The following is a 22,386-nucleotide window of genomic DNA, read 5'->3' as shown; positions in this document are numbered from 1 at the left end:
CAGGGGGTACCTTCCTAGCTCGTCCAATGTCATTTCTGCAGGCATGCGGCAATTCGACCATTGAAAGCACGATCGAAAGGGCACATATACCTGACTACACAGCTCGGGTATTTGGTTTCAGTCGCCAAACGGCGCCTGTCGCCCACCCCGAAGCTGCGCGTCTTAGCATGATCATGCCGAAAGATGCGAGCGTTTAAGGAGGTAGATACATGAAGCTGAGCACAAAGGGCCGCTACGCCGTCATGGCAATGGCCGATCTTGCAGGAGCTGCAGAGCAGGGGCCGGTCACGCTGAGCGATATCGCGTCGCGCCAGTCCATCTCGCTTTCCTATCTTGAACAATTGTTCGCCAAGCTGCGTCGCGCCGAGGTGGTTGCCTCGGTCCGCGGGCCGGGCGGCGGCTATCGCCTGAGCCGTGAAGCATCCGAAATCCGTGTTTCGGATATCATCATGGCAGTGGACGAACCGCTGCGCGTCACCCGGTGTTCCGACGCCAAGGGCTGTCTGGCGGATGGTCGGCGATGTGTTACCCATGATCTCTGGGACGAGCTGTCCCGTCACATCTATCTCTTCCTGAGCTCCGTGACGCTGGAAGATGTGCTGGAGCGTCGCCTGCTGGGCGCTGCATCCGGCGCCATCGGACAGGGCGATAGAGGTCAATCGGCCGCTGCCGAGTAAACATGCGCGTCTATCTGGATCACAACGCCACCACGCAGGTCCGACCTGACGTGATCGAACTCATGAGCGAGCTCATGGGTAGCGTCGGCAATGCCTCGGCGGTGCATCAGCATGGCCAGTCTGCGCGCCGCCATGTCGACAACGCACGGCGCCAGGTCGGCAAGACTTTGTGCGCACGTCCCGAGGATGTGATTTTCACGGGCGGAGGCACAGAAGCACTAAATCTGGCCATGGCCAGCGCGACCCATGCGCCCGGGGTGAAGCGCGTTATCATCTCGGATATCGAACACCCCGCCATTGTCGAAAGCGCCCGGGCGTCTGGTTTGCCGATCGATATCCTGCCGGTGACTGGTGAGGGTGTGGTGGATCTGGCCTGGCTGGAACAACGCATGGACAGCTGGTCTGAAAACGACGGTCGTCCCGTTCTCTCAATCATGCTGGCCAATAACGAGATCGGCACCATCCAGCCGGTGGCCGACGCCATCGCATTGATCAAGCAAAGAGACGGTCTCGCGATCGTCGACGCCGTCCAGTCCGCCGGAAAAATTCCTGTCGATTTTGCGGGGCTCGGCGCGGACTACATGGCGATTGCTGCGCACAAATTTGGCGGCCCCCAAGGTGTAGGCGCGCTGATCGCGGCCTGCAATGCGCCCATGACACGCCACAATCACGGTGGCGGGCAAGAGCAGGGGCGTCGATCCGGTACGCTGAATGTGGCCGGTAATGCGGCGCTTGGACTGGCGCTGGAACAGGCGCATGCCAAGCTTGCAGAATTTGCTGCCCTGGCAGGCTCGCGCGACCGCATGATCGCGGCTATACGCGAGGCCAATCCGAATGTTGTTGTTCTGGGTGAGGGTGCGGAACGCCTGCCCAACACGATCGGACTGGCAGTGCCGGGCTGGCGCGGGGAAACCCAGGTCATGGCCATGGATCTTGCCGGTATTTCGATCTCGGCCGGCGCGGCCTGTTCTTCCGGCAAGGCCAAGGCGTCAAAAATGGGCACCGCCCTGGGCCTTGATGACGCATTGTCCGAAGGCGTGATCCGGATCAGCCTGGGCTGGTCGACAACAGATGAAGACGTGGATGCGGCGATCAAGGCCTGGACCGAGGCCTGGGCACGCGCATCGAAACAGATCAAGGAAACGGCCTGACCATGGCGGCGACCAAGGAAACCATTGAAGACGTCAAGCAGCTAGAAGCCGACAAATACAAGTACGGTTTCACGACGGACGTCGAGACCGAGCTCGCACCGAAAGGGCTGAACGAGGATATCGTTCGCTATATTTCGGAGCAGAAGAACGAGCCGGAATGGATGCTGGAATGGCGTCTGGACGCGTTCGAGCGCTGGAAACAGATGCGCGACCCCAGCTGGGCCAAGGTCGAGTACCCGCCGATCGATTACCAGGACATCCACTATTACGCCGCGCCCAAGGCTGGCGCGAAATATGAGTCCATTGATGATGTGCCTGAAGAGATCCTGAAGGATTTCGAGAAGCTGGGCATTCCGCTCAAGGAGCAGGAAGTCCTGCTCGGTGTGAAGGGCGCTGCCGCCACGGCTGCCGAGGCACGTGAAACGCCCAAGGTCGCGGTCGATGCGGTGTTCGACAGTGTATCGGTTGTGACGACCTTCAAGGAAGAACTAGCCAAGGCCGGTGTGATCTTCTGTTCGATCTCCGAAGCGCTGCGCGATCATCCCGAACTGGTGAAGAAATACCTGGGCTCGGTTGTGCCCACGACCGACAATTTCTTCGCGACCCTGAATTCGGCTGTCTTTTCGGACGGCTCCTTTGTCTATGTGCCGCCCGGCGTTCGCTGTCCGATGGAGCTGTCGACCTATTTCCGCATGAATGCAGAAGGCACGGGCCAGTTCGAGCGCACGCTGATCATTGCCGACAAGGGCGCCTATGTCTCCTATCTGGAAGGCTGTACGGCACCCATGCGCGATGAAAACCAGCTGCACGCCGCGGTCGTGGAACTGGTCGCTCTGGATGATGCCGAGATCAAGTATTCCACGGTCCAGAACTGGTGGCCGGGCGATGAAAACGGCAACGGCGGGGTATATAACTTCGTCACCAAGCGCGGTGATTGTCGCGGTAAAAACTCGAAGATCTCCTGGACCCAGGTCGAGACCGGCTCCGCCATAACCTGGAAGTATCCGTCCTGTGTCCTGCGCGGCGAAAACTCGCGTGGTGAGTTCTACTCGATCGCAGTCACCAACGGGCATCAACAGGCCGATACCGGCACCAAGATGATCCATCTGGGCAAGGGCTCGACCAGTCGCATCATTTCCAAGGGCATTTCTGCCGGTCGCTCGGACCAGACCTATCGCGGTCTGGTGTCGGTGCATGGCAAGGCGGAAGGCGCGCGTAATTTCACCCAGTGTGACAGCCTCTTGATCGGTGATCAGTGTGGCGCCCACACAGTGCCCTATGTCGAATGCAAAACGCCCAGGGCGGTACTCGAACACGAGGCGACGACGACCAAACTCTCCGAGGACCAGCTTTTCTACGCCCGCCAGCGTGGCCTGGACGAGGAAGCGGCCACGGCGCTCTTGGTCAACGGCTTTGTCCGAGAAGTGTTGCAGGAACTGCCGATGGAATTTGCCGTTGAAGCCCAGAACCTGCTCAAAGTCTCGCTTGAAGGGAGTGTAGGATGATTACTGTTATTGGACTTGTTTCGGCCATGGCCGGCAGCAACTTGCAGGCGATACCGGAATGCCCGGAACGGTTCACGCCGGGTGAGTGGTATTCCTGCCAGACCGCACTCGATCAAGGGGAGACGCTGACCTGGACCATGGACGGCGGCAATCTTGTGCTATCGCAGCAAATGAGCGATGGGCGCCGGCAGCAAACGTCGACCTATACGGATAGTGCGCTCTGGGGAGCGCCGCGCTTCTCCGATCTCGATCTGGACGGTGATGAGGAGATGATCGCCACCTTGTTCTGCGGCATGGTCAATTGCACCTATGCAGTCTACCAGCGTGACGCTGATGGTTGGTTTACCTATGCCGGGCAGGGCGGAGGTTTCGGCATCAAGGCCGCGGAAGCACCCGGCGGGTTGTTGACTGACACGGCTCGCAGTTCAGCGGCAATCTATGTGTACACGACCTGGCTGCTGGACGAGGACGGTCTGCACCTCGTTTACGAGATCGACAAAGATCATGGAATGGGGGTTTGCCACCTTCGCCTTGGTTCCGCCTTCGGGCGGTCTTTGCTGGTGGCGGACGAGGTCCTTGCTGATTGTACACAGGACCTGACCCAAAGAGTGGAAGAAGTTGGGAGTACGATCCGGGACATGGGAGGGGAATGATGGTTCTTCTTCCGATCGACACGATCATCGCGGCCCGCGAAGCAGGTATGGGTGGAGCCGAATGATGAAACGTCTTCCCCCCGTGGTAAGTCTCGACAAGCTTCAGCTAGACACACTGGCTCATGGCGAAAAGTTTGAAGCCCAGCTGGGTCGCATTGGACCCGTCATCGGTATGGAGCAGCTTGGCGCGATGTTGACAGTCGTGCCGCCGGGCAAGCGCGCCTTTCCCTGTCACAATCACCATGTGATCGAGGAAGCCATCCTGATCTTGCAGGGTCAGGCAGAGTACCGCTACGGCGATGAGGTCTATCCGGCCCGGGCAGGCGATGAGATCGCCGCGCCCGCAGGCGCCGAGGCCCAGGCGCACCAGCTTATCAATACAGGTCAGGAGGAGCTGCGTTATGTCTGCTTCTCCACCATGCAGAAAACCGATGTCGTGGAGTATCCCGACAGCAACAAGGTCGGCGCCATCACCTGGGGTGATGAGAGCGGCGAGGGCGATGGCGTATTGTTTCGTCACCGCGCCTATGGCCAGGAAGTCGACTATTGGGAAGGCGAGGAATAATCGTGCTCAAGATCAAAAATCTCCACTGCCGTGTCGAAACCCAGGATGGTGAGGAAAAGCCGATCCTGAAGGGGCTCTCGCTCGAAGTGCCTGCCGGTGAAGTGCATGCGATCATGGGGCCCAACGGGTCGGGCAAGTCCACGCTTTCCTATGTGCTGACGGGCCGTGACGGTTATGACGTCACTGACGGCGAGATGGTGTTTTGTGGCGAGGACCTGGCAGAACTGGAACCGGAAGAGCGCGCCGCGGCAGGCCTTTACCTCTCCTTCCAGTACCCGGTGGAAATTCCCGGCGTGCCGACGCTGACCTTCCTCAAGGAAGCCCTCAACGCCCAGCGCACTGCGCGCGGCGAAGAGGAGATGTCGGCCCCGGAATTCATGAAATTCGCCCGCGCCCAGGCCAAACAGATCGGTGTGTCCATGGATATGCTGAAACGCCCGGTCAATGTCGGTTTTTCCGGCGGCGAGAAAAAGCGCATGGAAATCCTCCAGGCCATGATCCTGGAGCCGAAATTCCTCATCCTCGACGAGACTGACAGTGGTCTGGATATCGATGCGCTGAAGACGGTGGCCGAGGGCGTCAACACGCTGCGCGCGGAAGATCGCGGCATGCTGGTGATCACGCACTACCAGCGTCTGCTCGATCATATCAAACCGGATGTGGTGCATATCATGGCTGATGGCCGCATCATCAAGTCCGGCGGTCCGGAGCTGGCGCTGGAGCTGGAAGCGGATGGTTATGACAAATACCTGGGCGAGGTGGCCTGATGGGCGTCATCTCCCGAACACCGGCCGAACAGGCCCTGATCGACCTTCTCGACGGCGCCGAGGACTGGCGGGCGGCTGCACGCCAGGCAGTGATCGAGCATGGCCTGCCCACCAAACGTGCGGAAGCCTGGAAATGGTCGGATCTGCGCCGGGCCAGCCAGGGCATCGACCAGGCCGGTGAAACGCGCATCCTGCTGAACGGGAAACCCGCGCCTGCCGCTATCACTCTGGACGCGGACACCGCGTTGAAGATTGAGGCAGACGCTGGCGTATCTGTGGGCAGTCTGGAAATCGAGATTGCTGCTGGCGCGTCGGTGACTCTGAACGAAGTCCATACCATTGCAGCCGACGCTTTCCCGAATATCCGTCTGGAGATTTCGCTTGGCGATGGCGCGACGCTGGAGCGTGTGATCCGGAGCGATGTGCCGATGGACGCTGTGCCTGTTGTGCGCAGCCGTATCCGTGTCGGAAAGAATGCGACCTACAGGCAGGCCACCCTGTCGTTCGGCTCCAAACTCTCCCGTCACGAAACGCACATCACCCATGCTGGTGAGGGCGCTGAGGTGCATCTGGGCGGTGTCTATCTTCTTGAGGAAGGTCGTCACGCGGACTTTACCTCCACGGTGACCCATTCCGGTCCGGGCGGGGTGACGCGTCAGCTGGTCAAGGGCGCGGCAATGGCGCATGCGCAGGGCGTTTTCCAGGGCAAGTTCAAGGTCGAGCAAGCAGCGCAGCAGACCGATGCGCAGATGACCCACCGGGCGCTGATGCTGGATGAGCGTGCCGAGATCGACGCCAAGCCGGAGCTGGAAATCTATGCCGATGATGTTCAGTGCGCACACGGTAATGCGCTGGGCGCTATCGACGAGACGGCGCTCTTCTACATGCGCCAGCGTGGACTGTCTGAGGTGAAGGCGCGGGCGATGTTGATTGAGAGCTTCCTCGCAGAACCCATTGATATTATTTCGGATGAAGCGCTTCGCGAAGAGGTTTCCGGCCTCTTGCGGCAACGATTGGGAGCGATCGCATGACGGCTCAGACACCGGTCAAGCTTCCACTCGATATCGAAGCTATTCGCGCCGAATTCCCGATCCTGCATCGCCAGGTGAATGAGAAGCCGCTGGTCTATCTCGACAGTGCGGCGTCGGCACAGAAACCCGAATTTGTCATCGAAAGCGTGGCGGGCGTTTATCGCGCGCAATACGCCAATGTGCATCGCGGCCTGCACACGCTTGCCAACGAAACCACCGAGGCGTTCGAGGCGGCACGCGAGGATGTGCGTCGTTTCCTCAACGCGCCGAGCACGAACCAGATCGTCTTCACGCGCGGCACGACAGAAGCCATCAACCTGCTGGCTGCCAGTTTCGGCCAGATGTTGAAAACGGGGGACGAGATCATCCTCTCCGAGGCCGAGCACCATTCCAATATCGTGCCCTGGCGCTTATTGGCGGATCGTATTGGTCTGGAGCTGAAATGGGTCGACGTCACGGATGACGGTTCGATCGACTATGCGCACCTGGCGCAATTGGTGGGGCCGATGACGGCGCTGATCACCATCACCCACATGTCCAATGTCATGGGCACGGTGACGGATGTCGCACGCGTGATGGACATTGCCCGCGCTGCTGATGTCCCGGTGATGATCGACGGCTCCCAGTCCGCTGTTCACCTGCCGGTGGATGTGCAGAAACTCGATTGCGATTTCTTCGTCTTCACCGGACACAAGCTCTACGGTCCGTCCGGTATCGGCGCGTTTTACGCCAAGGGCGACTGGCTGGACCGTTTGCCACCCTATCACGGTGGCGGCGAGATGATTGCTGACGTCTACAAGGACCGTGTGACTTTCGCTGACGTGCCGCACAAGTTCGAAGCGGGTACGCCGCCGATTGCCGATGCCATTGGCCTGGGCGCCGCCATTCGCTGGCTGGAACGTTATGACCGCCAGGCTATCCTGGAACACGAACGTGCGCTGCTCGACCGCGCCATGGCCGGCCTTGCTGATATCGATGGTTTGCGGATCATCGGAACGGCGCAGGACAAGGGCGCGATCATCTCCTTCACGCTTGAGGGCGCACACGCCCACGATATCGCGCAAATTGTGGACAAGTACGGGATCGCGATCCGCGCCGGCCATCATTGCGCCCAGCCGCTGATGCAGCGCATGGGTGTCAGTTCCACTGGCCGGGCGAGTTTTGCTGTGTACAACACCGTCGAAGAAGCCGATGCCTTTGTCGAGGCCTTGAAGAAGGCTCGTGAGTTTCTCATCTAGGTGACCATGATGACCGAGAATACTGCCAGAGATGTGATCGACCTGTCCGGTACGGCCCCGAAAGAGGACGTCATCGCGGAAGCGTCCGCCGAGTTGCCCTCTGCGGAAGCCAGCGCGATCCCGGCTGATGAGCTGGCGCGTATCACGGACGATATCGTTGAAGCACTCAAGACGGTGTTCGATCCGGAGATTCCCGTCGATATCTACGAGCTGGGCCTGATCTACAAGGTGGATCTGGAAGATGACCGCTCGCTCAAGGTTTTGATGTCTTTGACGGCTCCGGGGTGTCCTGTTGCCGGCGAGATGCCCGGTTGGGTGCAGGAGGCCGTTGAGAAGGTGGACGGCGTTGCCAAAGCGATGGTCGAACTCACTTTCGATCCGCCATGGACGCCCGCTCGCATGTCTGACGAAGCGCGTCTCGCGCTCAACATGTTCTAGGAGGCTTGAATGACTCTGCGTGAACGTCCCAAGGCTGTCAGCCTAACCGATGCCGCAGCCGCGCGTGTCAAATCCATCATGTCCGATCGCGAGAAGGGGTTCCTGCGTGTCGGTGTGAAAAATGGCGGCTGTGCGGGCATGGAATACGTGATGGAGTATGTCGAGGCGCCGGAAGCCCTTGACGAACGTGTCGCGGACAAAGGCGTCGAAATCGTTCTTGAATCCAAGGCGCTTCTTTTCCTCCTCGGCACTGAGATCGATTACGAGACCACGGCGTTGCATTCCAAGTTTGTTTTCAACAATCCAAATCAGACCGACGCATGTGGTTGCGGCGAGAGCGTCACCATAATCCCCGTGAAAGAGGCCTAGTCCTGATGCAACTCCTCGTCTCGCACACCTCACCCTATGCCCGAAAATGTCGAGTTCTGGTGCGGGAGCTGGGACTGGAGAGCAAAGTCGAGGAGATTGACGCACATCCGTTCGAGGATAGCGAGATCCTGCTCAGGGCTAATCCGCTGGGTCGGGTTCCGTGCCTCATCCGTGACGGCAAGGGCTATCCGGAAAGCACTCTGATCGGCGAAATGCTGCACGAGGAAGCGGAATATCCCTGGCGTTATGACTGGGAAGACCAGCGCATCGAAGCTTTGGCCAGCGGGCTGCTGGACCTCGCGGTCGGCCGTCGTGTGGAGATGGTCCGTGACGAGGCAATCTACTCCGACTACTGGATCGGTCGTCGCGAAGCGGGCATCAGCCGGACGCTGGATGTGCTGGAGGCAGAGGCCAATCGCGGACTGGAGCTGGACACGATGGGCGCGCTGACGATCGCCGTCGCAGTCAGCTATCTGGATTTTCGCTACCCGGAGAGTGATTGGCGGAACGGGCATCCGAAACTGACGGGGCTCCACGACGCCTGGGCCGCACGCCCCTCCTTCGCGCAGACAAAACCGCCCGCAGACGCTTAGTCCACGGGCGGTTTCAATTCGGTTTTTTAGGAGCATCAGGCCGCGTTGGCGTTGTTTTCCGGCTGGTCCTCGGTCAGGCGGTTTCGGCCTTCCGTCTTGGACCGGTAGAGATTGCTGTCGGCTCGCTCGATGAGCTCTTCAACGGACTCATTGCCCGTGTAGTTGGCGATGCCCAGCGATACGGTGATATTGCCAAGGTCTTCATTGGTCGATTTGCGAAGGAGTTTCTTGCTTTCGACTGTTCGTCGTATCTTTTCAGCAACCTGAGCGGCTTCAACCGGAGAGGTTCCCTGCATCACAATGCCAAATTCCTCACCGCCATAACGCGCCACAAGATGGCTGTCGGCGGAATGACGGGTCAGGCAGCCGGCAACAAAGCGGATGATCTGATCACCGGTCTGGTGACCCCATGTGTCATTGAAGCGCTTGAAGAAGTCGATATCACAAAGAACTAGGCTCAGCGGCTTCTTGGCCGTGTCTGAATCGCGACGGGCCTTGCGCAGGACCTCGTCGAAACGCTTGCGATTGGCGATGCCGGTGAGGGCATCGGTCATCGCTTCCTCGCGGACCTTTTCCAGGTTCGAGCGCAGCTGGGTGACCTCGTTGGAGGTTTCCTGCAGGCGCTTTTCGAGATCCTGGCTGCGACGCTGCATCTTGGCGGTTGCGGAGACGAGTGATTCAACAAGAACCTTCATGCCGTCATTATCCGGCAGACCCTTGAGTTCAGTGGATGCACCTTCCAGGGCCTGGCCGTAAGCAGCGGTATCGCGCTCGGCAGCTTCAAGGCTCTGTTTCACAGCGCCAAGTTCGCGGGACATGGCGCCGCCGCTTTCGAGGATTGCGTCCTGGATGGCTTTCCACTGGAAATATTGTTCGAAGAGATCAGCGCTGACAGTGTCTGTGAACTCTTCCTCCGATTCGATACGGGCCTTGATCGAATTACAGAGCTCAGGATTGCTGTCAGTCGCGAAGGATACCCAGACTGCATAGTTTTCCGGGGTTGGGGGAACATTGAACTGTTCCATGAGGTTCAGCGCTTTTTGCGCGTGATCCCGTCCCTCATTGCCTAAAAGTCGACCGTTCACCGTCAATCCTTCCTTACTCCAGAGGATGCCCGCACATCACTCATGCGGCGAAAGCTAGGAGAGAAAGTGTAAGATTGGGTAAAAATCGCTCATACGGTATGAGCTTTTCCGCGCGGAAGCACGCAGTCGCAGATTTCATTGGATAAGTTGCAGGCGCGCAGTGATTTAGCGCATGAAATCCGGAAAATGATCACCGAAACCGACAATCGGGGTGCGATTGCGATCATTGTCGTCGCGACGAGAGCGTTTACGCTCTTTCGGTTTGTCCTGCTCCGGGGCCTTTTCGACCTTCTTTTCAGCAGGCTTGCTCGGCTTTTCCTTATTGTCAGCCGTGCTCTTGCGGCTCTTGGAATTGCGGCGCGGCTTGCGGTCGTCGGCCTCTTCCAGCGCTGCTTCCAGGCCCGGAAGCTCCAGATTCGGAATCTCTTTCTTGGTCAGCTTGGTGACTGCTGAAAGAGACTTGTCATCTGCCGGGGTGACGATCGTGACCGACTCTCCCTGGCGACCAGCACGACCGGTCCGGCCGATACGGTGGACATAATCATCCGCGTGGTGCGGGACGTCATAGTTGAACACATGGCTGACATCGGGAATGTCGAGACCGCGTGCGGCAACGTCTGATGCGACCAGGAATTTCAGCTCGCCGGACTTGAAGTTCGCCAGCGTGGCCATGCGTTCCGACTGGTCCAGATCGCCGTGGATCGGCGCCGCCGAGAAACCGTGTTTCTGAAGGCTGCGAGCGACGATATCCACATCACGCTTGCGGTTCGAGAAGATGATACCATTGCGCACATTCTCGCGATCCATCGACACGCGCAGGGCAGTTCGTTTGGCCTTGGGCGTGGAGGTTGGAATGCGCACGAGGAATTGTTCGATATTCGCGCTGGTTGTTGCCGGGCGCGCAACTTCGACACGCTCGGGGTCCCTGAGAAAACGGTCAACAAGTGACTGGATTTCCTTGGGCATGGTCGCCGAGAAAAACAGGGTCTGTCGGCGCGGCGGGGTCAGCGAGAAGATCTTTTCCAGGTCAGGGATGAATCCCATGTCCAGCATGCGGTCTGCTTCATCGACGATGAGCATCTGCACGCCGGTCAGCAGGAGTTTCCCGCGCCCGAAATGGTCGAGCAGGCGCCCCGGGGTCGCGATCAGGACATCGGCGCCCTTGTTCAGGATCTCTTCCTGGGGACCAAAGGCGACACCACCGATCAACAGCGCCATGTTGAGTTTCTGGCCAACTGAATAGGTCTCGAAATTTTCGGCGACCTGGGCTGCCAGTTCGCGCGTCGGCGTGATGATCAGTGAGCGCGGCATGCGAGCCTTGGCCCGGCCACGCGAGAGCTTTTCGATCAGCGGCAGGGTGAAGGATGCCGTCTTGCCAGTACCGGTCTGGGCAATACCCAGAACGTCCTTGCCCTGGATAGCATGTGGAATGGCGCCGGCCTGGATCGGGGTCGGCTCGGTGTAACCGGCGGCAGAAACTGCCTCGAGGAGTTTCGGGCTGAGCCCGAGATCGTCGAACGTCATGGCGTCCTTGGTGCTCTTACAACGAGAGTGGCCGCGCCGTAGGGCGCGGCCACGTTTGTGCGGCAAAATACGGACAAGTCGCGCCCTGTCAACGCAACAAGGCTGAAACGCTAGCGCCGATAGGCAAATGGCGTCTCGTCCGTGATATCCATGTAACGGTCACGGAGCATCGTCTGCCGGCTTTCCATGTCCGTTTCCTGGCCATCGATCAGCACGTGTGTTGGTGCCGACATCACTTCCAGCGGGTCGCCGTCCCACACCACGACATCGCCGGCGTAACCCGAGGCGAGGGCGCCATAACGCGTGTCCACTCCATAGATCTGGGCCGGAACCAGGGTGATGGCCGCGAAGGCATCATCCCAGGATACACCGTGGGCAACGGCATTGCCGGCATGCTGAGCGAGCAGGCGGGCATTGAAATACCCATCCGCGGTTTCCGTCGTATAGGCGACCGTGACACCGGCATCATGCAGGCGCGAAGCGGCCGCGAGGGTGGAGCCGAGACTGTCGAATGAACCCGGGAGGTTACGGATCGGGTCCATCAGGACCGGAATGCCGGCGGCGGCCAGTTCATCGGCCACCATCCACGCTTCCGCACCGCCCTGGATGATCATCCGGACGGGCGGATGTTCATTGCGGAAACGGATTGCCCGGCGAATGTCTGCGGCGCGATCAACATTGATCACTAACGGCAATTGTCCTCGAACGACGGGGACCAGGGCCGCGGCATCATATCGATCAAGGGCGTCACCGTGATGATGCGCACTGAAACGTCCCATGAAACCGGCGGCGTCTCCAAAGGCTGCTTCCAGGAAGGTCCATGCCGCAGAACGTGATCCACCCGCGGTGCCGGCGCCGCTTTGGGAAAGATCTGCATAGACGAAGCTGCCGGTCTCAAAGAGGCTGTCGGCTGCACCGGACATCGAGACAAGAGCGCCGTGACCGCCAAAGAGGTTGAACCCTGTGGACGGGTAGAGCGCGGCCCGGGTGACACCCTCTATCCGCGTTGACGGAATATGCGTGCCGGCCGGGTTGAAGCTGTCCGCAACATCCAGGGCGACGGAGTATTCACTGTCACCGGCACCGGCGTCATTGGTCGAGCTTTCCAGCGCCACCTCGATCAGGCCAAGCTGCGTATAGGGTGCAAAAATGCCCGGGGTGACCCAGCCACCATCCGCATCGATGACTGTTGCGCCGGCCGGGACGGTGACATTTGCACCGATGGCGAGGATATCGCCATCGCGGATGACAACGGTACCGCCTTCAATAATACCGGCATCGGTATTGGTGACGACACGTCCATTGGTGACCGCATAGGTCTGGGCCAGGGCAGACGTTGCCGTCAGCGCCGTAACGGCGAGAGCAGAAAGAAGTCGTTTCATTACTGGTCTCCTTCACCAGGCTGGCCGAGCATGAAGTCCCGAACCGGTTGGGTGTTTTCCTCGGAGCGGTTATAGGCCATCGCCCCGTCGATCCAGACCTGGTCAGCGCGCGTATAGACGCTGAACGGGTTTCCTGACCAGAGAACGACATCACCACGCAGGCCCGGCTGCAGGGAACCGGTCTGATCGGCAATGCCCAGCGCTGTTGCCGGGTTATTGGCGACCCAGGTCCAGGCTTCCGCTTCGGAGATCTCGATGCCGGCACGGCGGCCATCGGCCAGGGCCTTCGCGATTTCCTGGTTCAGGCGCTGGATGCCGCCGGAACTGTCGGAATGGATCATGGCGCAGGCACCATTGGCATGGGACAGGGCGAGGTTCTCGCGAATGCTGTCATAGGCTTCCATCTTGAAACCACCCCAGTCTGCCCAAACGGCAACACAGGCGCCGTTTTCGGCCAGGAGATCCGGGATCTTGTAGGCCTCGACCGCGTGGTGGAAGGTCGTGACCTGGTAGTCGAACTCACGGGCCAGATCCATGATCTGAGCCATCTGGTCGGCGCGATAACAGTGCATCTGCACCAGGACTTCGCCTTCCAGGACACCCATCATCGTGTCCAGTTCCAGATCGCGACGCGGTGGTGAGGCGTCTTCGCCCGCTTCCGCAGCATCCCAGTATTCCTGCCAGTCATCGCGATAGTCGGAAGCGCGCTGCCACGCTGCGCGATAACCGGCCATGTTGCCCATATCGGTCGCTGGCGAGGAGCCGCGATTGCCATAGACGCGCGATGGATTCTCACCGCAGGCCATTTTCAGCGTGTAGGGCGCGTCAGGGAATTTCATTTCCTGGACAGTGCGGCCGGAGACATTGCGCAAGGTCACGCCGCGACCACCGAAGAGGTTGGCGGAGCCTGGCAGGACATGCAGCGTGGTGACACCACCCGCGAGGGCGGCTTCAAATCCAGGATCCTGCGGCCAGACGGAATGCTCAGCCCAGACTTCCGCGGTGACCGGCTGGGTCGCTTCATTGCCGTCGGAATGGGCGCCAACGCCCGGAGAGGGGTAGACACCAAGGTGCGAGTGGATGTCGATCACACCCGGCGTTACATATCGTCCGGCTGCGTCGATTACGGTTGCGCCATCCGGCACATCGAGATCTTGTCCAACCGCGGCGATGAGGCCGTCTTCAATCAGGACATCTCCGTCGTCAACCTGGCCACCCAGACCATCGAAGATCGTGGCGTTCTGGATCAGTGTCGTGCCGCTGGACATCGGTTGATAGGTGGACGGATACGGATCGAGGTTGATGCGAACAACCTCTCCGTCATCCGCAGTATCTGTCCCGCCCGAGCCGGAGCTCGCAGATCCGCCATCGCTGCATGCAGCAAGGCAGAACACGGCGGCGAGACCCACCGATGCCTTCAGAAAGTTAGATGTCATGATGTACCCTCTTGATGTTCCCTGAGTCGCGAGTGCCCGCGCATTGAACGCAATCAGGAGGGGAGCGTCAATTTCAGTTCGCTACCCTTCGCTGAGTTCAGCGAAATGTCTTCCGGTCCGCAATGATGCTGTAGCGGTACGGTGCCGTCGTTGCATTCTTAAGCGGGCAGGCGGGATTGCGCACGCGACCAGCCACCCGCGCTGCTTGTGGTGTTCGTGTCGTAGCTTGTTACGGGCCTGCAGTATCAATGCAGCGCTAGATATCCAACCCACTGATTTCCGGCGCGTGTTCCTGGATATATGCGAAGCGCAATTCCGGCTTCTTGCCCATCAGCGTTTCGACCAGGCCTTCCAGTGTCGGGAGGTTTTCCTCGTCGATCACGACCCGTGCCATGGTGCGCACATTGGGATCCATCGTGGTCTGTTTCAGCTGTGACGGGGTCATCTCGCCAAGACCCTTGAAGCGTCCGATATCGACCTTGGAACTGCCCTTGAATTCCTCGGCGATGATCTGGTCCTTGTGGGCGTCGTCCCTCGCATAAAACGTCGTCGAGCCCTGGGTTACGCGATAGAGCGGCGGTTGCGCCAGGAAGAGGCGGCCGGAATGGATCAGCTCCGGCATGGAGCGATAGAAGAAGGTGATCAGCAACGCTGCGATATGAGCTCCATCGACGTCGGCGTCAGTCATGATGACAACACGCTCGTAGCGCAAATCTTCCAGGTTGAAGCGGCTTCCGCTCAGGCAACCCAGCGCTTGCAGCAGGTCGTTGATTTCCTGGTTGGCGGCAATCTTGTCCGCGGCGGCCGAGGCCACGTTCAGAATCTTGCCGCGCAGGGGTAGAATGGCCTGGGTCTCGCGATTGCGAGCCTGCTTGGCTGATCCACCAGCCGAGTCGCCCTCGACCAGGAATAATTCAGTTCCATCCGCATCAGAGCGGGAACAGTCAGCAAGCTTGCCGGGAAGGCGCAGTTTGCGCGATGCCGTCTGGCGTTTGACGGCCTTTTCCTTGCGGCGGCGGACGCGGTCCTCGGCGCGTTCGATCGCCCATTCGACCAATTTGGTCGCTTCCTTGGGCGAACCGGCGAGCCAGTGATCAAACTGGTCGCGGACGGCAGTCTCAACCAGCTTGGCTGCTTCGGGAGTAGCCAGGCGTTCCTTGGTCTGGCCCTGGAATTCAGGGTCCCCGATGAAGACAGAGACGAGGGCTCCTGCGCCACCAAGTACATCCTCGGCGGTTATCAGCGAGGCCTTCTTGGCGTTGGCGTGTTCGGCATAGGCGCGCAGGCCCTTGGTCAACGCCGCGCGCAATCCTTGCTCGTGGGAACCGCCCTGCGGGGTCGGGACAGTGTTACAGAAAGACTGGCAGAAACCATCGGCCTCGGCTCCGAAGCCGTTATTGGACCAGGCGATGGCCCATTCGACACCCCCCGTGCCGTCATCGCGCTCAACCTTGCCAACAAAACTCTCTGCAGTGACCAGGGCGCGGCCCTGGACGATTTCTGCGAGGCGATCCGCCAGACCACCGGGAAAGCAGAGCAGGGCTTCAGCAGGCGTGTCAGTGCCCTCGACGAGTTCCGGTGCACAGCGCCACTGGATCTTTACGCCGCGGCGCAAAAACGCCTTGGCACGGGCCATGGCATAGACGCGCGATGGCTTGATCTTGAGCTTGTCGCCAAAGATCTCGGTGTCCGGCATGAAGCGGATCTTGGTACCGCGGCGGTTCGGTGCAGAGCCGACCTTTTCCAGCGGGCCTTGCGGCAGGCCGCGACTATAGGTCTGACGCCACAAGGTTTTTTCACGCGCGACTTCGACCTCGACGGTCTGCGACAGGGCATTCACGACAGAAATACCCACGCCATGCAGGCCACCGGATGTCTTGTAGGCCTTGTCCGAGAACTTGCCGCCGGCGTGCAGGACAGTCATCACAACCTCCAAGGCGGACTTGTTCTCGTATTTCGGGTGCGGGTCGACGGGGATGCCCCGGCCATTATCGGTGACGGTAATATAGCCTTCAGCGTCAATGGCGACCTCGATCCGGTCCGCCCATCCTGCTACAGCCTCGTCCATCGAGTTGTCGAGGATTTCCGCGAACAGATGGTGATAGGCGCGTTCATCCGTACCGCCGATATACATGCCCGGGCGCCGTCTGACGGCTTCAAGGCCTTCCAGGACCTCGATATGGGCAGCGGAATATCCCGGAGCCGGAGCGGACTCGGGTTGCGGGGCGGGCGATGAACCAAACAGATCGGTCTGAGAATTTGACGTCGACATGTGCCCAGATTGCACGAGTCGCGCGCCAAAGGGCAATTTCAAAACAGTCCGAAACGCCGTGACAGCCGTCTTTCGCAGCGGGAAATCTGGTTTTCGTAACGTTGGGCGTCGGCCGCGACCTGATCCGCAGCGCGCATCAGCCAGTCGTGGCGACGATAAGTGCCGCGATTATAGCCACCATGTCCCTCGTGATAGGACAGATAGAGCTCCCGGGCCTGATAGGGCTGGATGCCGGAAAGCTGACGGCTTTTCGCGGAATACCAGCCAACAAAATCCACGGCATCGGAGAAGTCATCGCGGTCCGCACCGCGCCGGCCGGTGTCGCGGCGGTACCAATCCCAGGTGTCATCAAGTGCCTGTGCATACCCATAGGCTGATGAGGGCCTCCGCCCGGGGATAATGCCGAGCAGACGGTTGCGCGCCGGTCTTGCGTGGGCGTTGAAACTGGACTCGCGTTTCAGAATGGCCAGCTGGACGCCGGGCGGGGTGCCCCAACGCTCTTCGGTGCGCTGCAAGGCACGCCACCAGGAGCGATTGTCCTCAAGGATCAGACAGGCGTCATTGACCTGGTCCGGTGGTGCGTGACCACAGGCGGAAAGGGCAGTCAGTGCCAGAAACGAAACGAGGCTTGCGCGGATCATCGCGCAAGCCTCGTTGAAGCGGGTTAACCGTAAGTTGCCCTGGTGTCGATTTAGAAGACCAGGCGGATCACGAAACGTGCCGTGTGACGGATGAAGTCGTCGCGGACATCAGCATCATAGTCGAGCGAGAAGGTGGAGTAATCCGAACCTGCCGCGATGCCGAAGCCGAAGATGAAGCCACTGCCTGGCATCTGCTGAGACCGCAGGGTGAAGCGATCACTATAGGTCGGCGTACCCGAGCAATCAGAGACACAGAGCGCAGCGAAGGTGTCCGTGTTGGAACTGTCCAACTCACTGCGATATCCCAGACGCAGGGTCGGTGACCACCAGTTGTCATCACCCTCGAAGCGCGCGCCCATCGAGAGCAGGGCAGTACCTGTAAAGCTCGTGGAATCACGGTCTCCGACCATCAGGTCGATACCGGCACCGCCGCCGCTCTCATTGTAGGAGTTCTCGGTCAGGCTGAGATAGTCGATCGAGGCTGACGGACGGAAGAAATAGCGCCCGAACTGGACGTCGTATCCGATGCGGGCCGAACCGGTGAGGTGATAACCATCCCATTCCGCGATTGGTTCAGCGGAGAAGCTGCCGATAACGACCTGCCGGTTGTGCTCGAACTTGTCGATACCGCCACCGGCGTAGATGTCGATGTAGACATCACCAGTCTGGGCCGCGGCATAGACACCAATCTGGCTGGTGATGGCAGACATCGGATTGTCAAAACCCTCAACCTCTTCCACCTCACTGGCGGCACCCACAGCGTTGATACCCACCGCGTAGAAGGGGCCGAACGGCCGGTCAAAGCCTATGGCCATACCAAGACCGTGACCGCGATAGCCAGGTCCGAACGCCGTGCCCGCACGATCCGCGAAATAGCCGAATTCCTGCAGCCAGAGGCCGCCGGTGTTGTCCGGGCTGCGGCGTGCAGCTTCGAGGCGTGTTGCCAGCGCACCGAGCGAGCTGTCATTCGCCGCCATCGCAAACTGGATTGCGCTCGACGCATATTCCGGCAGCAGCTGGTTATAGGCCTGATAGAATTCGGCTTCGGTGATCAGTGAAGCAATTGCCGCACCCAACTCGTCATTGGCCTGCCAGCCAGCGAAAGCTGCGCCATAGGCCGCAGCCTGGTTGTCATTCATGCCCAGCTCTTCCGCCGATTTGCGGCGCAGGGACAGGATGATGGCGTTGGAATTGTTTTCGTCCAGAGCCAGTGTGGTGTCGTAGAGGAACGGGTTTGGTGCATCGGCGAGTGTCGCGATGCCTTCGTCAATGTCCAGATTTGCTGCCGAAAGGACGACATAGTCACCGGATTCTCCGATCAGGTTGGAGAGGGTGATGGACAGGCGGGATCCCGCCTCGAAATTCACATCGCCGGAGGCTGTGATGGTGCGCGGGGCTGCGGCGTCAGCGTCGATCTCGAAACGCAGCAAAGCGCCATCGCCGAAGCGCGCGTCGCCAATCTGAAGCTCGCCAGCCTGGGTCAGCTCAAGGCTGGCCCACTGCATGTCGATGTCCAGCGTGCCGTCCGCGTCCGTAACTGCACCTACAAAGCTCGGCAGAGCGTCGTACAATTCATCGGTGGAGAGGGCATCAATCCGACCAGCGGTAACAAGATTAGTGATCTCGTCGCGGACGTCAGAACCGTCGAGCACAAACATGTCGCTGCCATCGCCAAAGGCGATCATGCCGCGTACATCGCCAGCATCAATGCGGATGACATCATCGCCCGAGCCCAGCAGGATATCGCCCGTGGTGGCAATGATGGCCTGGGTAACGAGAATAGCGTTCAGTGACTCATCGGCATCGGTGTCGGGGTCGTCCTCGACAACGTCGCGGACCCAGAACTGATGATAGGTCACCCCGGTGGTGTTGTTGGACACATCGATGGCAACAACGTCGTAATTGTCCACGTCATCTGGAGAGATCAGGTCGCCATTATCGTCAAAATAGGATGATGGTGCCGTGCGCGCCGACTGGATCGTGCCACTGTTGGTGATGTTCGTCAGCGTACCCGAGCGGTCAACGACAGCAAAGGCGCTGCCGCCTCCGATACCGGATGACAGGATGTTTCCGGAGTTCACCAGCGCGTTCATCACAGCGTCGCTGTGGATGTAAATCGCGTAGGAATCAGCGAAAGCGGTGCCCTGAGCCACGGTTGTAGCCTGGCCGCTGATATTGCCGCTGTTGGAAAAGACCGGAATGAGCGCGCCGGACGTGATGTCATAGGCGTAGGCAGACGCGCCAACGGTGTTGGAATGTGCCGCGGCTGTGACGGTGCCGGTGTTGGACATGCCATGGGTCAGTGTAGCGGTGTGGAAGCCACCAGCACCATTATCCGTACCGCCGACCCGCACACCAAATGCGTCCATGTCATCGAGCTCGCCGCGCGAGGTAATTGCGCCGCGATTGACGAAGGAGAAACCGAGAGGAATAGCGGCAACGCTCTCGTCTGTGTCGGTCGTGTCCGGATCGTCGGGAATTGCCGGCTGCTGCGATTCGCCAATGATGATGTCACCGCTGGTTGCCGAGATCTGGACAGCAGGCGCACTGCCGCGGATGGAGATTGCGCTGGCACTGGTCGTGGAATTGTCGTCAGTCGGAGCATCAAAGAGAATGCCGCCGCTGACGCTCGCTTCTACCAGAATAGTCGCTCCGGATTGCGCGGTGTCCTCACCGGGATTGTCGTCGTTCGAAATATTGGTGAGCTGGGTATCCGTGACCGGGCGTCCGGCGAACCGGAAACCGGTCGTGCTGGATGTGCCGTTGAAGTAGAAACCGCCCGTGATATCGCCGCCGATCCGGATGGCCGTTGAGCCCTCGCCGGACGTTGCGACGTTGCCGCTGACATTGAAATCGCCGGTTAAAGCCGCTGCAATGTCGACACCGTATGAATTGTCGCCGACTGTTCCGATACTGCCGGCAATATCGATATTGCCCGTCATTTCGGTGAGAGTGCGCAGGCCGGCCGATTCATTTCCGCGAACAGAGATGGTCCCGCCCGTTTCAAGGAAAACGTCGCCGACATAGGCACCGGTACCGTCTACCAGGACACCGACACGATGACTGCCCGCGCCGATATCTCCGTCGACATCGCCGTCATTGTCGTCATCGCCGGGCAGGTTTTCCGCTGTGACGGTAATGTCGCCACCGATGCGCAAATCTCCCGAGACACCGCCGAGCAGATTGACGCCCACTCCGCCATCATCATCTGACGTCACGGTGACATCGCCGTCGATGGTCACATCGTTGTCGCTGTCCATCGTGACAGCCGGAGTCGCCGGCGAGGTCAGCGTTACGCGACCGGTGTTTGAGATGACAATGCTGTCAGCACCACCACCCGAGCCAGCCGTCGACGTCGCGATCGGAGTCGTACGTTCGTCGGAGACGGTCGTCTGGGCGAACGCTGCGGGAGCGCAAACTGTTAGCGTGGCAAGAGCGCTTGCAAACATAAAACGGCGACGCATACCGACTCCTAGAAGAACGACCCATGGCGGGAATAAGTTAACTCGGGTGGATTTGTAGCGAATGGAATAGCGCTCGTCGACCATTCATGTGTGTCGAAACAAAAAAGCGGCCGGGCTTGGGCCCGACCGCTTCTTCAATCTTCGTGCGGATCGCCGGATCAGCAGGAATAATACATGTCGAATTCGACCGGGTGCGGGTGCATCTCGAAGCGTTCGACTTCTTCCATCTTGAGATCGATATAGGCGTCGATCTGGTCGTCATCCATGACACCGCCCTTCTTGAGGAAGTCGCGATCGGCGTCGAGTGATTCCAGAGCCTCACGCAGCGAGCGGCAGACCGTTGGGATGTCCTTGAGCTCTTCCGGCGGCAGGTCGTAGAGGTCCTTGTCCATCGGATCGCCCGGATCGATACGATTCTCGATGCCGTCGAGACCGGCCATCAAGAGCGAGGTGAAGGTCAGATACGGGTTGCCGGCGGGGTCCGGGAAACGCGTCTCCAGGCGCTTGCCGTTCGGCGAGCTGACATACGGGATACGGATGGACGCAGAACGGTTGCGGGCGGAATAGGCCAGCAGGACCGGTGCCTCGAAGCCCGGGACCAGGCGCTTGTAGGAATTGGTCGAAGCGTTGGCGAAAGCATTGATCGCGCGGGCGTGTTTGATGATGCCACCGATATAGTAGAGGCAGTTGTCAGACAGGTCAGCATACCGGTCGCCGGCGAAGAGCGGCTTGCCGTCCTTCCAGATGGACTGGTGCACGTGCATGCCGGTGCCATTGTCGTTCCAGACCGGCTTGGGCATGAAGGTGGCCGTCTTGCCATAGGCATGGGCAACCATGTGGACCGTGTACTTATAGAGCTGCATGCGGTCGGCCATCGTGGTGAGGGTCGAGAACTTCATGCCGAGCTCGTGCTGCGCCGGAGCCACCTCGTGGTGATGCTTTTCCGGCTCGAGGCCCAGCTCAGTCATCACTTCGAGCATCTCGGTGCGCATGTCCTGGCCGCTGTCGACCGGATTGACCGGGAAATAGCCGCCCTTTGGACCCGGGCGGTGGCCCATATTGCCGCCTTCATACTTGCGGTTGGAGTTGTAGGGGCCTTCCTCGCTGTCGAGCTTGTAGGAGGTGTGGTGCTGTTCGGTGGAGATGCGAACATCGTCAAAAACGAAAAATTCCGCTTCCGGGCCGAGATAGGCCGCGTCGCCAATGCCGGAGGACTTCAGGAAAGCCTCGGCTTTCTTGGCGGTCGTGCGCGGGTCGCGATTATAGCTTTCGCCCGAACCCGGCTCGAGAATGTCACAGAACATGACCATCGTCGGCTGCTGGTAGAACGGGTCGATCGTCGTGTAGGAGGTGTCCGGTTTGAGCACCATGTCGGACTCATTGATCGCTTTCCAGCCACCGATGGAGGAACCGTCAAACATGATGCCGTCTTCGAAGAAGTCCTCGTCAACCTGGGACTTGTCGAAGGTCACGTGCTGCAGCTTGCCGCGCGGATCGGTGAAACGGAGGTCAACATAGTTGATCTCCTCGTCATGCAGTTTCTTGATGATGGCCTCGGACATGAGCCGGTCTCCGTGGTTTGTCGGGTTTGAATG

General features: G+C 59.7%; 19 protein-coding genes. 11 read left to right on the top strand and 8 right to left on the bottom strand.

Annotation, left to right across the window (positions count from 1 at the left end):
- Positions 1–209 precede the first annotated feature (209 nt).
- From JJ889_RS13885 to JJ889_RS13835, 11 genes are all read left to right on the top strand, one after another.
- Positions 210–677: an Rrf2 family transcriptional regulator gene (locus JJ889_RS13885; protein WP_291896116.1), complete on the top strand. Its 468-nt coding sequence runs from the start codon at positions 210–212 to the stop codon at positions 675–677.
- 2 nt (positions 678–679) lie between these two features.
- On the top strand, positions 680–1,828 hold the full coding sequence (locus JJ889_RS13880; protein ID WP_291896114.1) for a cysteine desulfurase family protein: 1,149 nt from the start codon (positions 680–682) through the stop codon (positions 1,826–1,828).
- A 2-nt stretch (positions 1,829–1,830) separates the two neighbouring features.
- Positions 1,831–3,333: a Fe-S cluster assembly protein SufB gene (sufB, locus tag JJ889_RS13875; protein ID WP_291896112.1), complete on the top strand. Its 1,503-nt coding sequence runs from the start codon at positions 1,831–1,833 to the stop codon at positions 3,331–3,333.
- Positions 3,330–3,986: a hypothetical protein gene (locus tag JJ889_RS13870; protein WP_291896110.1), complete on the top strand. Its 657-nt coding sequence runs from the start codon at positions 3,330–3,332 to the stop codon at positions 3,984–3,986. Before sufB ends, JJ889_RS13870 begins: the two co-directional genes overlap by 4 nt.
- Before the next feature lie 64 nt (positions 3,987–4,050).
- Positions 4,051–4,551, top strand: a complete 501-nt coding sequence (locus JJ889_RS13865) for a cupin domain-containing protein (protein WP_291896108.1) — start codon at positions 4,051–4,053, stop codon at positions 4,549–4,551.
- 2 nt (positions 4,552–4,553) lie between these two features.
- Positions 4,554–5,318 carry a Fe-S cluster assembly ATPase SufC gene (gene sufC / locus JJ889_RS13860; protein WP_366940128.1) on the top strand — a complete coding sequence of 255 codons (765 nt, stop codon included), beginning with the start codon at positions 4,554–4,556 and terminating at the stop codon, positions 5,316–5,318.
- Positions 5,318–6,349 carry a Fe-S cluster assembly protein SufD gene (gene sufD / locus JJ889_RS13855; RefSeq protein WP_291896106.1) on the top strand — a complete coding sequence of 344 codons (1,032 nt, stop codon included), beginning with the start codon at positions 5,318–5,320 and terminating at the stop codon, positions 6,347–6,349. The genes sufC and sufD overlap by 1 nt, the downstream gene beginning before the upstream one ends.
- On the top strand, positions 6,346–7,587 hold the full coding sequence (locus JJ889_RS13850; protein ID WP_291896104.1) for a cysteine desulfurase: 1,242 nt from the start codon (positions 6,346–6,348) through the stop codon (positions 7,585–7,587). The genes sufD and JJ889_RS13850 overlap by 4 nt, the downstream gene beginning before the upstream one ends.
- 9 nt (positions 7,588–7,596) lie before the next feature.
- Entirely contained in the window at positions 7,597–8,025 is a 429-nt protein-coding gene (locus tag JJ889_RS13845) for an SUF system Fe-S cluster assembly protein (RefSeq protein WP_291896102.1), read from the top strand.
- Between the two features lie 9 nt (positions 8,026–8,034).
- The gene (locus tag JJ889_RS13840; RefSeq protein WP_291896100.1) at positions 8,035–8,394 is read left to right on the top strand and encodes an iron-sulfur cluster assembly accessory protein; all 360 of its coding nucleotides are present in this window, start codon (positions 8,035–8,037) and stop codon (positions 8,392–8,394) included.
- A 5-nt stretch (positions 8,395–8,399) separates the two neighbouring features.
- Positions 8,400–8,987 (top strand): glutathione S-transferase N-terminal domain-containing protein, encoded by a 588-nt coding sequence (locus JJ889_RS13835; RefSeq protein WP_291896098.1) that lies wholly within the window; start codon positions 8,400–8,402, stop codon positions 8,985–8,987.
- Between the two features lie 35 nt (positions 8,988–9,022).
- Here JJ889_RS13835 and JJ889_RS13830 read toward each other — a convergent pair whose 3' ends face one another.
- The 8 genes from JJ889_RS13830 to glnA all read right to left on the bottom strand — a co-directional run bounded on the left by JJ889_RS13830 (position 9,023) and on the right by glnA (position 22,353).
- Positions 9,023–10,012 (bottom strand): GGDEF domain-containing protein, encoded by a 990-nt coding sequence (locus JJ889_RS13830; RefSeq protein WP_291896096.1) that lies wholly within the window; start codon positions 10,010–10,012, stop codon positions 9,023–9,025.
- Positions 10,013–10,237: 225 nt separating this feature from the next.
- Positions 10,238–11,596, bottom strand: coding sequence for a DEAD/DEAH box helicase (locus JJ889_RS13825; protein ID WP_291896094.1), 1,359 nt, complete (start codon positions 11,594–11,596; stop codon positions 10,238–10,240).
- 110 nt (positions 11,597–11,706) lie between these two features.
- Positions 11,707–12,978 (bottom strand): amidohydrolase family protein, encoded by a 1,272-nt coding sequence (locus JJ889_RS13820; protein WP_291896092.1) that lies wholly within the window; start codon positions 12,976–12,978, stop codon positions 11,707–11,709.
- Positions 12,978–14,414: an amidohydrolase gene (locus tag JJ889_RS13815; RefSeq protein WP_291896090.1), complete on the bottom strand. Its 1,437-nt coding sequence runs from the start codon at positions 14,412–14,414 to the stop codon at positions 12,978–12,980. The genes JJ889_RS13820 and JJ889_RS13815 overlap by 1 nt, the downstream gene beginning before the upstream one ends.
- 256 nt (positions 14,415–14,670) lie before the next feature.
- A complete protein-coding gene (gene parE / locus JJ889_RS13810; protein ID WP_291896088.1) occupies positions 14,671–16,686 on the bottom strand; it encodes a DNA topoisomerase IV subunit B in 2,016 nt (671 codons plus the stop codon).
- Positions 16,687–16,724: 38 nt separating this feature from the next.
- Positions 16,725–17,327 carry a hypothetical protein gene (locus JJ889_RS13805; protein WP_291896086.1) on the bottom strand — a complete coding sequence of 201 codons (603 nt, stop codon included), beginning with the start codon at positions 17,325–17,327 and terminating at the stop codon, positions 16,725–16,727.
- A 50-nt stretch (positions 17,328–17,377) separates the two neighbouring features.
- Positions 17,378–20,791: an autotransporter outer membrane beta-barrel domain-containing protein gene (locus JJ889_RS13800; RefSeq protein ID WP_291896084.1), complete on the bottom strand. Its 3,414-nt coding sequence runs from the start codon at positions 20,789–20,791 to the stop codon at positions 17,378–17,380.
- Between the two features lie 158 nt (positions 20,792–20,949).
- Positions 20,950–22,353: a type I glutamate--ammonia ligase gene (gene glnA / locus JJ889_RS13795; protein WP_291896082.1), complete on the bottom strand. Its 1,404-nt coding sequence runs from the start codon at positions 22,351–22,353 to the stop codon at positions 20,950–20,952.
- Positions 22,354–22,386: the final 33 nt, after the last annotated feature.

Source organism: Maricaulis sp., assembly GCF_017643475.1.
Lineage (GTDB): Bacteria > Pseudomonadota > Alphaproteobacteria > Caulobacterales > Maricaulaceae > Maricaulis.
This window is presented reverse-complemented; position numbering and strand designations above follow the sequence as displayed.